A 15333-nucleotide genomic window follows, 5' to 3' on the forward strand; every position below is an offset into this window, starting at 1 on the left:
CATCTAGCAAATCCTCGGCAATTGTTCACCCGGTAAGAAATTTACCACTCTGTGTCCACCAATCCTGCTCTCCAGTACCACCTTCCCTGCATGTTCCTTTGTCACCCTGCCAATGATCGCAGCCTGCTCTCCGCCCTTCATCCCCTTCAAGGCAGCTAACACTGCCGGCGCCACTTCTGCACTTACAATCGCGACCATGATGCCTTCATTCGCTACATACAAAGGATCCAGTCCTAACATTTCACACGCCGCTGCCACCTGCTCATTCAAAGGTAGCCTGCTCTCCTCCATCATCACACCCTGCCTGGTCGCCTCCGTCATCTCGTTCAGTACAGACGCCAATCCACCCCTTGTCGGATCCCGCAAAAACTTCACCTGTTCTCCAAAACAATCCAGCAATTTTCCCACCATCTCATGCAAAGGCCTTGTATCACTACACACTGCCGTCTCAAATTCCAGTCCCTTCCGCACACTCATGATTGCCATACCATGGGTCGCTATCTCCCCGCTCACAATCACCACATCTCCAGGCACAATCCTGTTATGATGGATCTGTGCCCGCGGATGTATATGTCCGATCCCTGATGTATTTATAAATAACTGATCGCCCTTTCCTCTTTCCACCACCTTTGTATCGCCCGTCACAATAGCCACGCCTGCCGCCTGTGCCGCCGCCTTTATATGCTGCAGTACTTCCCTGAACAGGGAGAGCTCCAAACCTTCTTCTATGATAAATGACAATGAAAGGTAGCGTGCCATCGCCCCGCACATTGCCAGGTCATTCACTGTGCCATTGATAGCCAGGTCTCCTATATTCCCTCCCGGGAAAAACAATGGGGATACCACATAACTATCCGTACTGAAAGCCACCTTTCCATTCAATGAAAAAGTCGCCCCATCATGCTGCTGATCCAGCCAATCATTATGCAACAGATCAAATATCTCCGTTTGCAGCAACTGATGCGTCATCAATCCACCACTACCATGTCCTAAAGTGATGATCCCGGAAACGCCATTAACAGGTAAAGGACAATTTACATTCATACTGAACTTTTATATTGGTAATAAGCGGCACATGCCCCTTCGCTGCTCACCATCGGTGCCCCCAAAGGATGCGCTGGCTTGCACCTGCTTCCGAAGGCCGGGCATTGCACTGGTTTTTTATATCCCCGCATTATATCACCACTAATACAATCGGGGTCTTCCTCTCTGGCAGGTAACTGCATATGAAACTTTAATCTTGCATTATAATTGCTATAGGCATCCTTCACCTCATATCCACTGTCGGGAATAGGACCAATTCCCCGCCATATCCTGTCACTTACTTCAAACACTTCATGGATCGCCTTCATCGCCATCGCATTTCCTTCTCTCGCCACCATGCGTGCATATTGATTTTCAACTTTATATGTCCCCTTCTCTAATTGCGTCACCGTCATCAGGATTCCCTGCAGCAAGTCAGCCGGTTCAAAACCTGTGACTACAATAGGCACTTTATATTTTGCTGCAATCGGATCATATTCAGTTGTACCCATGATGGTACATACATGACCTGCTGCCAGAAAACCATCAATTACATTATCAGGATCTGCGAGAATAGCTTCCATTGCAGGTGGTACCAAAACATGTGAAGCCAGGATACTATAGTTTGTCACGCCTCTTGCTGCCGCCTGCACCACTGAAAGTGCATTCGCCGGTGCTGTTGTTTCAAATCCCACCGCAAAGAACACCACTTCTTTAGCGGGGTTTTCAACCGCCAGTTGTACGGCTTCAAGCGGAGAATACAGGATACGTACATCCGCTCCGGCAGCCTTTGCATGCAACAAACTTTGTGAGGACCCCGGTACCCGCAGCATATCTCCAAATGAACAAAAGATCACATCCGGTTGCTGCGCCAGCCATAAAGCTTCGTCCAGCACACTCACACTTGTCACACACACCGGACAGCCCGGGCCATGCACCATGTTAATATAGGAGGGCAACATATCCAGCAGTCCATTCTTCACTAAACTATGTGTCTGTCCTCCGCAGATTTCCATCAGCGTCCATGGCCGTGTTGTGACACGGTGCAATTCCTGCAGATACTTTTTTACCAGCTCCGGATCGCGATATTCACTGATGTATTTCATAATAGATCCTCTATTTACTGAAGCATAATTCTTCAATGCATAACATATTCACAATAACTCCTCTAGATCACCCATTTTTTCAAGATAGGAGAAGATTTGCTTTGCCTCTTCTTCATTCACGATACCAATTGCTACCCCTACATGTACCAGCACATAGTCACCCAAAGCCGCTTCCGGCACCATACAGAGACTTACCTCTCTTGTAATGCCACTGAAAGAGACTTTGCCCTTTCTGAACAACGCATCTTCCCCTTCATGAATGGCAATGACTTTTCCCGGTATAGCCAGACACATAATTAATCGTTTTGTAGACTAAAGCAAGCCAGTTGTCCGGCTGCAATACATTCATCGTTTGGACTCAGTTTTCTATGAAAATGTCCCTGCAGCATTCCTGCCAGCAAAGGGCTCTGAAACACACCACCACTAAAAGCTACTTTCTCTGTCTTAAAATGCAGCTTCAACTTCGTTACCAGGTGTGCCAGCGAATAATAGACTTTGTAAGCAATTTCTCTTTTATCCATCCCTCTTTCCACATCAGCAATCACACCCAGGATCAGCGGCCTCCATTGTATAACATCGCCATGAATCGGCATATCATAATAAGTATGAGTGACCACCTCTCCGATACCGGCTTCCATCTTCATAGCGGCTTCTCCTTCGTAGGTGTTGATGCCTGTAACGCCCAGTATCGCGGCAATGCCATCCAGCAGACGACCCATACTACTGGTCTTTAATGCAATATGTCCTTGTAACAACTGATGGTAATAACGCCACTCCTGGTCATTAAAATAATGCCTGATAATGCCGTGCCGCCCGGGGAAGTTTTGCAATAAAGCCAATGCCGACAACCGTGGTTCTTTGTTCATTTTATCTCCCATTAACTGAGGAAAATAATCAAGGTGTCCCACCCGCTTCATCTGACCTTCTTTATATACAAAAACTTCCCCACCCCATATCTGTTCATCTTCACCATAACCGGCACCATCCCATATAATGCCCAACACAGGATGCCGTTGCTGTAACAGGTTATTTTCTGCCAGTACCGCTCCAAAATGCGCTTTATGATGTTGTATGGTCGTCAGTGTAGCGCCGGATAGCTCAGCCATTTGTTTTCCAAGTCTGGAAACGAAATAACCGGGATGCATGTCCGTAAGGATCTGTACTGGTCGTTTATGTAATAGTTGTAATAAATTTTGTAATGTTCCTTCGAAGCGTTCTTCGGTTTCCAGCGTACCGTGGCTACCCAGGTACTGGCTGACCAGCCAGTAATCTTCGCCGGTGAGCGCAAATGTGCTCTTTAATTCCGCCCCCATAGCGAGTACACCATCTCGGCTGTGTTTATGCAGATAGACAGGTGCTAATCCGCGTCCGCCCCTGAGAATAATGCGGCGTCCTTTCGATGTAAAGCAAATGACACTATCATCCTGTGGAAAAACGATCTCCCTGTCAAAACTCAACACCAGGTCTGCGATACCTGCTGCATCTTCATCCTTATAAATAATAGGTACGCCACTTCCGTTTGCACTCGTGCAGATCAACGGTGCATCATATTTTGAAGAAATAAGGTGTAATAGTGGTGAGTAGGGCAATAATACGCCCAGTCTGTCCAGTCCCGGCGCTATATCTTCAGCAGGCTTTCTAAGTTTACATAACACTACGGGCGCTACAGGTCCTAATAGTTCCAATGATTCCTGCGCAGTGAGATACACATCTTCAGCAGCCCGATCCAGTGTAGGATATAACACGGCAAAAGGCTTTTGTGGCCTGTTTTTCTTTGCACGCATGGCCGAAGCCTGCGACACATCGCACAGCAATAAATATCCCCCGATGCCTTTGACCGCCACAATCCCACCACGCCGCAGGCAGTCGTCAACCTCCCGCAATGATGGACCATACATAGGCACACCGCACTCAGGACAGGAATTCGTTTCGCTATGAAAACGCCTGTCGGCACTATTCAGATATTCGTCATTGCAATCTGTGCACTGCTGTAAGTGCGACATACTGGTATGCTCACGTTCATAGGGCAATGCCCGCATGATGGAATACCGTGGACCACAATTTGTACAGGTAGTAAAAGCATATTGATAACGCCGGTTGGAACTATTGTCCAACTCCTTTCTACAGGTATCGCAAAGCGCAATATCCGGCGTCAGTAAAAGACTGGTAGCTGAAGCAGCTGTACCAGGTAAAATCGTGAAAGAGGTAAAGGGAAACAATGGCGCTGGTCGCATATGGTGATGAGTGATCAGGGCGTGTACGGGAGGGTGCGAAATAATAGTGTTATAAAAATGAGCAGCTTCCCCTGCCGACGCGTTGAACGCAATATGTACTCCATCCGGACTATTGCTTACCGCTCCCAGTATATGCAGGTCTTTTGCTACCCGGGCCACGAATGGTCGGAAGCCTACTCCCTGTACACGACCGCTGATATGGATATGATACGAATTCACGATTTTTTTGATTCCAGCCATTGATACCATTTATCCAGTCCCTCTCCTGAAGTGCAACTTAAGGTGATCACTTCCAGTTTCGGATTGATCCGTTTTGCATTTGAAATTGCCTTATCAAGAGAAAAGGGGACGTAGGGCAATAAATCTATTTTATTAATAATGCACAGCTGAGATGTGTGGAACATATCCGGATATTTCAACGGTTTGTCATCTCCTTCTGTTACACTCATTACGACAACTCTTTCTTTCTCTCCCAGATCGAACATAGCAGGGCAAACGAGGTTGCCAACATTCTCAATGAACAATATACCATTCTCATGTGGATGCATCCCCTGCAAAGCGTGCATGACCATGTGTGCATCCAGATGGCAACCTTTTCCGGTATTGATCTGAACGACTTTTGTACCAGTGGCATGTATCCGGTCAGCATCACGGGTGGTTTGCTGATCCCCCTCGATTACGCTAAAAGTCACCGCTTCCTTCAGGTCTGTTAATGTCCGTTCTAATAATGTCGTCTTTCCTGACCCCGGTGAGCTGACCAGATTGATCGCGAGAATGTTCTTTGCATCGAAAAACCCACGATTCCTTGCCGCCAATAAATTATTCTCATACAAAACGTCTTTCTCTACAGCTATATGTTTCTCATCGTGCGTATGAGAATGACTATGATTATGAGTATGTGTATCGCATCCACAAGTGGCGCACATAACTTAAAATTTAAAAAATGATCAATGAACGTACCTTCAACTCTTTCCCATTCACAATATGTATGAGGTGACTGCCGCAGCCGGTACAGGCATCATAGACTTCCGCAATGGTAAATTCCTTCCCGCATTCAAGGCAAACAGCCCTTCCTTCTATCCGGTTTATATCCAAAGTAGCTTTCTCCAGGAGCGTACCTTTCACGGCCTGTTTCCAGGCCATATCAAAGGCAAACATCTCTATTGTCGTGAGGCAACCAATATCCAGTGTTACCTCTTTGACGGGTGCCCCTTTTGCATATTCCGTGACCACATCAATGATGCCCATTACAATGGACAACTCATGCATTCCTGGTTCTCGTTGCTCTTCTTATTAATCCAATTGTCAGCAGTATCACCGGCCATGTAAACACAGCATGGTTCCATTCTGTAAAGTAGTGGATGATTGTAAAGCCTTCAGTGGTTCCATGACCGGGATGTGCCGACGCTATTAATGGCAGTAAAATGATTGAGAGTAATAGTGATCTTTTCATTGGGCTCGTTTGTACCCTCAAAGTAAAGATTGAATTGCCGTAAAAATTGTAACAAGGATCAGCCGTGATTCTGATGGTTGTCATCTCCAGACCCGGCCATTTGCAATAACTTCAATGACGCTAAACATATGCTCATGAGCCAGCCTTTAACGTATTACGACGAAATGAAAAATAAGGGCTACAGCCGGCGCGACTTTATGAAATTTGCCACTATGATGGCAGCTTTCATGGGGTTAGAACGGTCTGCAGTCGGCCAGATTGCAAAGTCGATGGCCAGCAAGCCCAGGATCCCGGTGATCTGGCTACATTTCCAGGAATGTACCTGTTGCAGCGAAAGCTTTATCCGGTCTTCCCATCCTATTGTAGCAGATATTCTGCTAGACCAGATATCGCTGGACTACACAGAAACCCTGATGGCAGCATCTGGTTTCCAGGCAGAAGCAGCTATGCAAAACACTATGAACAAATATAAAGGAGAATACATCCTTTGTGTGGAGGGTAGTGTGCCTGTAGAAGCAGATGGTGTATACTGCATGATTGGTGGTAAAACGTCCATGCAGATCCTGGAAGAAGCCGCCGCCGGTGCCAAAGCAGTCATTGCCTGGGGTAGCTGTGCCTGCAATGGTTGTGTACAGGCTGCCAGGCCAAATCCAACAGCTGCGACACCTATTCACAAACTTGTGAAAGGAAAACCCATTATTAAAGTACCAGGCTGTCCGCCAATCGGCGAAGTAATGGCAGGTGTGATCGTGCATCTCGTCACCTTTGACCGTATTCCCCAACTGGATGCTTTAGGAAGACCAAAGGCTTTCTATAGCAAACGTATTCATGACACCTGCTATCGCAGACCGTTCTTTGATGCAGGATTGTATGTGGAGAGCTTTGATGACGAAAATGCAAAAAAAGGATATTGTTTATATAAGGTAGGCTGCAAAGGCCCGGTTACTTACAATGCCTGTGGCGTCACGAAATGGAATGGGGGCACCAGCTTCCCTATCCAGTCTGGCCATGGATGTATAGGATGTAGTGAAGAAAATTACTGGGACAACGGACGCTTGTATGAGCGGGCGTCTGCATTTGCAGGATTTGGGATCGAAGCCACTGCTGATGTAGTAGGTGGTATTGCCCTTGCTGCTACCGGCGCCGGTGTACTGGGCCATGCTATCATGACTAATATCCGGAAGAAGGAAAACATCCATATGCTGGAAGATGAAGGCAGAAAAGAAGAAAAAGAATTGGATCACTGAGAAATTCCACCATTATGAATAAAAGAATTGTCGTAGATCCTGTTACCAGGATAGAGGGACACCTTCGTATTGAAGCTGAAATAGAAAATGGAAAAATAAAAGATGCTTACAGTAGCGGTACTATGGTCCGTCTGCTGGAAGAGATACTCCGGAACCGTGATCCCCGGGATGCATGGGCTATCGTAGGCCGTGTGTGCGGGGTATGTACTTCGGTACATTCACTTACTTCTGTAAGATCCGTAGAAGACGCTTTGAATATCACCATCCCGCCCAACGCTGAACTGGTACGCAATATTATGTATTGCACGTCTTTTATGCATGACCACGTTGTCCATTTCTATCATCTCCATGCCATGGACTGGATAGATGTTGTGAATGCTTTAAAAGCAGACCCACAAAAGACATCCACGCTGGCACAGAAAATATCCAAATGGCCGAAAAGCTCTCCTGGTTACTTCAGCGACTTGCAGGCAAGAATCAGGAAGCTTGTAGACAGCGGCCAGTTGGGTATTTTTTCTAACGGATACTGGGGACACCCGGCTTATAAGTTACCTCCTGAAGTAAACCTGATCGGTCTTGCACATTATCTCGAAGCGCTGGAATGGCAGAAAGAAGTTGTGAAAGTACAAGCCGTTTTCGGGGGTAAGAATCCCCACCCTAATTACCTGGTGGGAGGAATGGCGTGTGCCATCGGAATAGACGATGTAAGCGGTATCAACGCGGAAAGGTTGTCATTGGTAAAAAATATTCTTGACGAGGCGAAGACCTTCATCGAACAAGTGTACATTCCCGACCTGATGACGATTGCGTCTTATTATAAAGAATGGGGCAGCATCGGCGGAGGGCTGGGTAACTTTATGGTATACGGGGATCTGCCATGGAATGGCTATCGCGATACATCTTCCTACAAGTTCCCTCCTGGCGTGATATTAAACAAAGACCTGAGTAAACTCTACGAGGTAGACTTACGGAAAGATGGTGATGTGCAGGAATTTATTACACATAGCTGGTACGAATACAAAGGCGGGAAAGATATTGGCTTGCACCCCTGGAAAGGAGAAAGCAAGATCAACTACACGGGTCCTAAACCGCCCTTCGAACACCTGGATATGTCACAGGCTTATAGCTATCTGAAAACGCCCCGCTGGCAGGGACATGCGATGGAAGTAGGGCCGCTGGCACGTGTGCTGGTTGGTTACGCCCGTGGTCGTGAAGAGTTTAAAGAGGTTGTAGACAGGGCATTAAAGACACTGGATATTCCTGCATCTGCGCTGATCTCTACATTAGGTCGTACCGCTGCCAGGGGTTTTGAGGCTTCACTGGTATCACAGTGGGCATTGGACTTCTATTATCAACTGGTAGATAATATAAAAAAAGGGGATACCCGTATGGCAAATATGGACCTTTTCAACCCGGATACCTGGCCTAAAAAAGCCATTGGTGTAGGACATGCTGAAGCTCCCCGTGGTGCACTTGCACACTGGATCAATATAGAGGATAAAAAGATATCCAACTACCAGCTTGTCGTACCTACTACCTGGAATGCATCTCCACGTGATAGTAAAGGTCAGTTATCTGCCTATGAATCGGCGCTGCTGGGTACACCGGTAGCAGATGAAAAGCAGCCACTGGAAATACTGCGTACGGTGCATTCATTTGATCCATGTCTGGCATGTGCCGTGCACCTGTATGATGAACATGGTAATCATATCAACAGGGTGAGTGTATTAGAAGCATAAATGCAAACTTATGGCTAAGAAATATGTCCATATACACCGGCTCAGACGTGTGTATACATGGGAGTTGCCGGTACGCCTGTACCACTGGCTCAATGCACTGGTAATGGTGGCACTTATTATTACCGGTTTTTACATTTCCAATCCGTTGGTAATCAGTAGTCACCAGGAGGCATCGAACAGGTTTGTAATGGGATGGATGAGAGCCATTCATTTTATATCGGCTTATATTTTCTTCTTCAATTTTATTTTCCGTTTATACTGGGGCTTTGTAGGTAATAAGTATGCCAACTGGAAGCAATTTATTCCAACGGGAAAGTTCTTCTTCAAAGAGATCTGGCAGGTGTTGAAGATCGACATCTTACAACTCAAAGGGAAAGAGCACCTGAGTGTGGGACATAATGCACTGGCGGGGCTTATTTATTTCTTCACCTTCATTGCCTTCGGGATTCAGTCACTCACAGGGTTTGGGTTATATGCATCTATGAGTAACTGGTGGTTACCCAAATTATTTGCATGGGTACCGGCCATCATGGGTGGGGATATTATGGTAAGGCAGGTACATCACTGGACAATGTGGTTCTTTATATTGTTTGTCGTGGTACATGTTTACCTGGTATTCTATCATGACTATGTGGAAGGTCGTGGTGAGACCAGTAGTATGGTAGGTGGATGGAAATTTATTGAAGAAGAAGCATTTCAGAAAGATAAAAAAACCGCTCCTGACAGAAGGGTGATCACAGATGAAAAGAAGTAAAACATTACTATTAGGAGTCGGGAATTACCTGATGGGAGATGAAGGTATTGGTGTACATGTAGCGCAGCGGCTGGCAATTTCCCAGGAAATACCGGGGATTGATGTGGTAGATGGGGGTACGGGAGGATTTCATTTATTGGAGTTCTTCGAACAATATGAAAAGGTCATATTGGTAGATGCCACACTGGATGGACTGAAACCGGGTACGATCAGGTGCATTCAACCGAAGTATGCCAGTGATTTTCCGCCTGAGATCAGTGCGCATGATATTGGGTTGAAAGACCTGGTGAGTGCGTTGCAGTTGCTGGGCAGGATGCCGGAGTTATATTTATTTGTTGTGAGTATTGAAAGTATACAACAGCAGGGAATGGAATTGACGAACGAGATAGAGGAATGTATCCCCTTGTTACTAGCATCGATAAGGGGTGTTGTTTAGTAGAAAGCCGGTCAGTCTCCTGACCGGCTTTTTTGCAATGTAATCATTACCCATAGTTGAAGACCTGCAAATATGATGATACCAGTTACATCGATACGGAAAAAATGGTACCAGTAATATTGATGACTGAAGTTGCGCAATACGGGGCCGCTGTTGGCCATGCGAATTGCTTTGCTATCAAAATCGAACACGCTGACTTCATTTTCTTTTTCCATACAGGTGTAATAGAATTTACCGTCTTTAATAGCAAACTGGCTGATGTTACAATTCAATACATCTTTCTCAGATTTATCGCGGAGATAAGTACCGGTCCTTCCATTTTCCACGACGTAGGGGTATACCGCGGGAATCTGTCTATGATGTGGGGTTCCTTCATTGAACCAGAACACTGTATACTTCAGGATTACGAATATACACCAAATGGCATAGCCGCTTCTTTTGGTAAATTTCCTGACTTTGTCGCTAAAGGGTGTTTTTACAAACCAATCCCATAGGAGGTCTGCCAGGGTAACGGTCAGGGTAGAGAAGAGAAAGGCTTCTATAAAGAATATAAAGAACTCCTTCATCTGGATTGTTTACATTAAGATAAGCAATTCTGCTTATTTCTTATTCAACCAGGCTGGCTACCTACCCTTTCAAAAAAAGTCTTTTAAACAAAGTTCTCTACCCTTAATCGCGGCGGTTGTATAGTAAAATCCGGTCAGCTGTTTTACTTATTTTCCAATTGCTTTTTTAATGTTGCCACTTCCTGCTGAAGCCGCACATTGGCGTTGTGCTCTTCGATAAGGTAGAGCGTGAGTTCTTCTATTTTCTGCATCTGTAGTCGCTGCATCTCGGCTACGTCCAGGCCTTTTTCCAGGATCTCTTTTTCAGAGGGAATTTCCGGAAGTTTGTGATTAGCCTTGATGTGAGCTTCTACTTCTGCCAGGGACGGGAGTTTGTAATCGGCGTTAAATACGTAGTCAGCCCAATTGGATTGAGTAATAGTGAGTTTTTTAGCTCCGATGTTGCCTGCAACGGCAAGTTTATAAGCACCGGCTGTTTTTACGCCAATCAACAGATTTCCGCCTGAATCCAACCGCATTTTCTCAGTACCATTATTAGTCAGAAATGTCAGGTAACCACCGGTGATCTGTCCCCTGTTAAAGATTACCCCACAGTTCGTGGCCCCGCCATACTTACTGATGAGACCAAACATTGGTATATTATAAGCATTCGCCTTATATGCTTTCACGCCAAGGAAGGTCCCATCTCCTGCAGCATTACCATCGGGAAGTCTGCCCAATACTGATGTAATGGTATCAGTGGTGGTCGTGGCCACATCAAGAGAAGCCCTGGGGGTGGTCGTATTTATGCCCAATCTTGGCCCGCTGGCGGCAATGCTATCCATCATGTATACGGTTCCGGCAAATGCATTCTTATATGGAACGCTGGTCACAACAGTAGCTTCAGGTATCAATGCCGAGTCAACGACTGACCAGTTAGAATAGTTAACAGCTGAATCTTTCAATAAGGACTTTGCATAAGCACGGATATGGAAGCGCAAATAATAGGCCTTGTAATCCAGGAAGATTGAGATCTTTCCGTTCTCGTTTGCAAGTGTAACGGGGGGATTCAATGCACCACCGGCGGAGACAAATGCGCTGTAAAACTTGTCAGAAATTACATACCAGGTCAATTTCAGATCGACAGGACCACCAGCACCCTTATTATAGTCGAACCCCTCTATCATGATAGTAGGCATAGCAACACTGTTCTGAAAAGGGATATTTGTTTTAATTTTTACGCCGTTGGTTAATTGCGTATTCAAACTCACGGAAAGAACGTCATCATAATACTGGGCGTTAACGGCACATTCGAAAGAAAACAGAAGGCCTAAAACCAAAAAAATTGATTTCATAGATGGATAATTAATTAGTTAAATTATTAAATATGGAAATTGGGTATTACACTAATAGAACAATAAGGGATATATATACATACCATAGGTATCCGGCATTACTACTCACTAAAGTAATCGGCGTAAAATTACCAATAAAATACGAATCCGGAAATTCAATATTTAATGGTTTTCAAACTCCATTACGGCGTACCTATCAGACTGTTTTCAAAGCAAAAAGCAACTCGTAAAGAAAGGCTGCTACTCGATATCCTACAATAAACCTCCGGAAAAATCGTCCGAACCGGACGCCATCTATGGAAGGTAAGAATAATGATCAAAGTATATTCCCGACATTCTACAGTAGCTGCCCCGATCCGGCACTTGTACATGCAAGCCACTTCCAGTCAGCAACAGGCGAATAATATGCTATCAGTGATAAAAAATCACGACTACCGCAAAAGAAATCAGCATAGTAATCAGGAGTAAACTGGTAATACCAAGGATAGTCCAGAGCGTACGTTTTTTATTTATTATTTGATGTAAGTCTTCCATATGGTTATACTTTAATTACTTTGCATGGAGCACAGCAGCAATACTATCAGCCATCTGTAAATGCATTTTCAGCTTAGGCAGATATTTGGCCGCGTATGACTTCAACTGCGTCATTTGAGAACTATCTGCTTCAGTCTGAAATAAAGCGATTGTTTCGATGTGATCTTTCACCTGGGCATTGATATAAGCTGTATCAAACATGTGCCCGGATAAGGTGCGCAGGTAGGCCGTTTTGGCTATATGTATAGAATCTGGTTGCTGGGGGATGCTAACACTCCAGCTATTCGCATAGTCTGCCAGTTCCTGGTAAGCGGTGGTATGGTCATCGACCATCATTTTTCCATACATGCGCACGGTGGAATCTGTACCCATCGAATCCGCGACTGCACCGGCTACAATTTCAGCTTTGTTATTGAAGCCTGCTTTTGTAATAAATGTCCTGTCTCTGGCGGAGAGATTTACATTGGTATCGTCATCATTATTATCACATGAAGTAAGTGTAACGGTCCCGTACGCACAGCACAAGAGTAAGAAATGAAGTGTCTTCATAATTTATTGATTATTGAAACAAGGGTGTTAAAACCATGCCATGGTACTGGCACAGATTTACGACAGCATAAGCAAAACTCATTCATATGGAAAATCTGAACACAGCCTTTGAAGAAGGCAAGACAACAGAAAAGATAGAAAAGCAGACTTCAAAAGTGCCTTCGACTACCTTCCTGATAGCTGCTGTCGCAGCCATGGGGGTTTCACTTGCGTTTCAATGTGTTAGAAAAAAGCACACAAGTTTGTTTATCGGGCAGTGGGCAGCCCCGTTTTTGTTACTGGGGATTTACAATAAAATTGTAAAGGTGGCCGGTCACGACAGAGGCGATAATTGATCTTTCTACGGACTTATCCTTGAAAATCATGGGAATAATGTCTACAGAAGTGTTTCCCGGAGGATACTCTTATTTAAGTCTATAGCCGGGCTATACGGCAGGTGTCATAATCAGGAGGCATTCAAGGGATGTTAAAATGGCATTTTAATATTCTACCAATATTTAAAATGCCATTTTAATGTGCATTTACTATTACTTCTCCGTTAATATTTCATTACAACGGTATTAAATAAATCGTATTAGCAAGACTGCGGCTACCTCGCATTATAACAAGATAACATTACGTAAAAGGGTGTATACCTGTCAGTTAGCAAAAACATATCAAGATCGCCTACAGCTGAGGAAAACTATATAAACATATATATTATTATGGAAAATAATTCATGAAATTTTTTTCCATAAAATCTAAACCTTTTTAATTGGGATATGTTATCATTCCGTACGATTAGTTTTTCGACTAATATTTATATTTGGGGATGGGGAAATTAGCTACTCAAAAATTACTTTACTAAACTCAGAGGATAACGTGTATTTTATTCTTATATCCGTGATTTAAAACAACTTTATATATGCCTGTAAGCGCTCGCAGGGACCAGGATGAACTAATTTTAGGCTACAATTATATAACAAGTTTAGATATTAAGGTCGTATGTCAGTTTTTCAACTGAACAAAGGGTATCCTTTGAGTACACATGAAGTAAAAGACTTCGCAGGGGATTTGTCGTTATATGGTATACATTACCAGGAGTGTGGGCATTGGCTGGAGGTAGGCGATTGTGAAATGCGGAATAATTTCACTTTGTATATCTCAGTGCTTTCACAGCAGACCCAATTATTATTGCATCAGGTAATACCTGTATTAAAGGCGTATGCAGTGTCCTATCGGTTATTGAAGAACAGCATGCTGGTAGATCAGAGTAATGGCCTGACTTTAGGTGTTAAAGAAGCGGGTAAGGTAATCCTGATCTATCCGGATCATGCAAAGCAAGCAGTACAGCTGGCGCGGGAGCTGGAGCTGGTAACGATGGATTTTCAGGGTATTACGCCTTATGACTGTCTTCGTATAGGCAAGGTGTTATATACGTCATTAGATAGTGGTACTTCTTATTCCATACCAGCGGTTTATCGTAACCGGCGGAGAAAGGGGATTATAGGTAAGTATTATATACCCATTAAGTTATTAAGGTTTAACCCGAAGGGAGATATCTACCTGGGGGTGAATATTAAGAATTTTTCATTTACACATTGTATAATCAAACAGGCAAGAGCTGCCTCATTTATTGACAAATATGGAAGGGAGACAGCGCATAAGTTATTCTGGCAAAAATCAGTACTGGAAGCCATACAACATGAATTACCGGTTCCACAGGTAATTGATTTTTGTAGTAAGGGAGAGGATCACTATCTGATCACAAGCTACATTAATGGTAAGTTGCTGCCCGAGCAATTACAGGAGATTTACAAGGATCGCATATGGCGGGAGCTGGCAATTGCTGACAAAATGAAGATTCTTGGTTACTTTCTTCAGATAACGGAAATCATTAAACGACTGCACGAACTGGGATATTTACATCGGGATATCCAGATCAATAATTTTATTATCCGGGAAGACATTGTATACCTGCTTGATTTCGAGTTAGCATACTATATGCCGGCTGGTACACCGGATCCTCCGTTCGGGTATGGAACGATTATGTTCATGTCGCCGCAGCAGAAACGCGGTGAGCAGCCGGCACCTGAAGATGATATTTATTCCATAGGCGTGGTATTAGCATTTATGATCCTGAACCCTGGTGACCCGGAGAGTTTTTCAGGTAATATATATAATGCGCTGGTGAATGCAGGATTAGCAATATCTTTATTAGATGTCGTTACAACTTGTCTGGACCCAGATGCAGCCAACAGACCATCTCTTTCCTCAATAATAACTTTATTAAAGGCAGGCGACATACCGGAGAATGTAAAACTGGTATAAAAAAATACTATGAAAACTAGAATGCTGTTTTTTCATGCAGTATGCCTA

The 15333-nt window shown here is 44.4% G+C and carries 16 protein-coding genes; 6 read left to right on the plus strand and 10 right to left on the minus strand.

The window, feature by feature from the left end; all coding sequences use genetic code 11:
- Positions 1 to 3 precede the first annotated feature (3 nt).
- From hypE to ABDW33_RS06805, 7 genes are read right to left on the minus strand one after another with little or no spacing between them, the layout of a single operon-like run.
- Positions 4 to 1044, minus strand: a complete 1041-nt coding sequence (gene hypE, locus ABDW33_RS06775) for a hydrogenase expression/formation protein HypE (RefSeq protein ID WP_343689308.1) — start codon at positions 1042 to 1044, stop codon at positions 4 to 6.
- Positions 1041 to 2129, minus strand: coding sequence for a hydrogenase formation protein HypD (gene hypD, locus ABDW33_RS06780; RefSeq protein ID WP_343689309.1), 1089 nt, complete (start codon positions 2127 to 2129; stop codon positions 1041 to 1043). Before hypD ends, hypE begins: the two co-directional genes overlap by 4 nt.
- A 48-nt stretch (positions 2130 to 2177) precedes the next feature.
- Entirely contained in the window at positions 2178 to 2423 is a 246-nt protein-coding gene (locus tag ABDW33_RS06785) for a HypC/HybG/HupF family hydrogenase formation chaperone (RefSeq protein WP_343689310.1), read from the minus strand.
- A 2-nt stretch (positions 2424 to 2425) separates the two neighbouring features.
- A complete protein-coding gene (hypF, locus tag ABDW33_RS06790) occupies positions 2426 to 4603 on the minus strand; it encodes a carbamoyltransferase HypF (RefSeq protein ID WP_343689311.1) in 2178 nt (725 codons plus the stop codon).
- On the minus strand, positions 4579 to 5289 hold the full coding sequence (gene hypB / locus ABDW33_RS06795; RefSeq protein WP_343689312.1) for a hydrogenase nickel incorporation protein HypB: 711 nt from the start codon (positions 5287 to 5289) through the stop codon (positions 4579 to 4581). Before hypB ends, hypF begins: the two co-directional genes overlap by 25 nt.
- Before the next feature lie 10 nt (positions 5290 to 5299).
- Positions 5300 to 5632 carry a hydrogenase maturation nickel metallochaperone HypA gene (locus ABDW33_RS06800; protein ID WP_343689313.1) on the minus strand — a complete coding sequence of 111 codons (333 nt, stop codon included), beginning with the start codon at positions 5630 to 5632 and terminating at the stop codon, positions 5300 to 5302.
- On the minus strand, positions 5625 to 5816 hold the full coding sequence (locus tag ABDW33_RS06805; protein WP_343689314.1) for a hypothetical protein: 192 nt from the start codon (positions 5814 to 5816) through the stop codon (positions 5625 to 5627). The genes ABDW33_RS06800 and ABDW33_RS06805 overlap by 8 nt, the downstream gene beginning before the upstream one ends.
- Positions 5817 to 5950: 134 nt before the next feature.
- Between ABDW33_RS06805 and ABDW33_RS06810 the strand changes: the two genes are divergently transcribed.
- Genes ABDW33_RS06810 through ABDW33_RS06825 form a run of 4 tightly spaced genes read left to right on the plus strand, consistent with a single transcriptional unit; the run spans position 5951 to position 9992 of the window.
- Positions 5951 to 7063, plus strand: a complete 1113-nt coding sequence (locus ABDW33_RS06810; RefSeq protein WP_343689315.1) for a hydrogenase small subunit — start codon at positions 5951 to 5953, stop codon at positions 7061 to 7063.
- Positions 7064 to 7077: 14 nt separating this feature from the next.
- A complete protein-coding gene (locus ABDW33_RS06815) occupies positions 7078 to 8802 on the plus strand; it encodes a nickel-dependent hydrogenase large subunit (RefSeq protein WP_343689316.1) in 1725 nt (574 codons plus the stop codon).
- Between the two features lie 10 nt (positions 8803 to 8812).
- Positions 8813 to 9556, plus strand: coding sequence for a Ni/Fe-hydrogenase, b-type cytochrome subunit (cybH, locus tag ABDW33_RS06820; protein WP_343689317.1), 744 nt, complete (start codon positions 8813 to 8815; stop codon positions 9554 to 9556).
- Positions 9543 to 9992 carry a hydrogenase maturation protease gene (locus ABDW33_RS06825; protein WP_343689318.1) on the plus strand — a complete coding sequence of 150 codons (450 nt, stop codon included), beginning with the start codon at positions 9543 to 9545 and terminating at the stop codon, positions 9990 to 9992. Before cybH ends, ABDW33_RS06825 begins: the two co-directional genes overlap by 14 nt.
- 11 nt (positions 9993 to 10003) lie before the next feature.
- Here ABDW33_RS06825 and ABDW33_RS06830 read toward each other — a convergent pair whose 3' ends face one another.
- The 3 genes from ABDW33_RS06830 to ABDW33_RS06840 all read right to left on the minus strand — a co-directional run bounded on the left by ABDW33_RS06830 (position 10004) and on the right by ABDW33_RS06840 (position 12975).
- Complete coding sequence (locus tag ABDW33_RS06830) at positions 10004 to 10558, minus strand: hypothetical protein (protein ID WP_343689319.1); 555 nt, start codon at positions 10556 to 10558, stop codon at positions 10004 to 10006.
- 143 nt (positions 10559 to 10701) lie between these two features.
- On the minus strand, positions 10702 to 11892 hold the full coding sequence (locus ABDW33_RS06835) for a hypothetical protein (protein WP_343689320.1): 1191 nt from the start codon (positions 11890 to 11892) through the stop codon (positions 10702 to 10704).
- A gap of 549 nt (positions 11893 to 12441) precedes the next feature.
- Positions 12442 to 12975: a DUF4142 domain-containing protein gene (locus tag ABDW33_RS06840; protein ID WP_343689321.1), complete on the minus strand. Its 534-nt coding sequence runs from the start codon at positions 12973 to 12975 to the stop codon at positions 12442 to 12444.
- Positions 12976 to 13061: 86 nt separating this feature from the next.
- On the opposite strand from ABDW33_RS06840, the gene ABDW33_RS06845 reads away from it, so the two are divergent.
- Together ABDW33_RS06845 and ABDW33_RS06850 are read left to right on the plus strand one after the other, a co-directional pair.
- Positions 13062 to 13310, plus strand: coding sequence for a hypothetical protein (locus ABDW33_RS06845; protein ID WP_343689322.1), 249 nt, complete (start codon positions 13062 to 13064; stop codon positions 13308 to 13310).
- A gap of 649 nt (positions 13311 to 13959) precedes the next feature.
- Positions 13960 to 15285 (plus strand): protein kinase, encoded by a 1326-nt coding sequence (locus tag ABDW33_RS06850; protein ID WP_343689323.1) that lies wholly within the window; start codon positions 13960 to 13962, stop codon positions 15283 to 15285.
- The last annotated feature ends 48 nt before the right edge of the window (positions 15286 to 15333 follow it).

The organism is Chitinophaga sp. (assembly GCF_039596155.1).
Lineage (GTDB): Bacteria > Bacteroidota > Bacteroidia > Chitinophagales > Chitinophagaceae > Chitinophaga.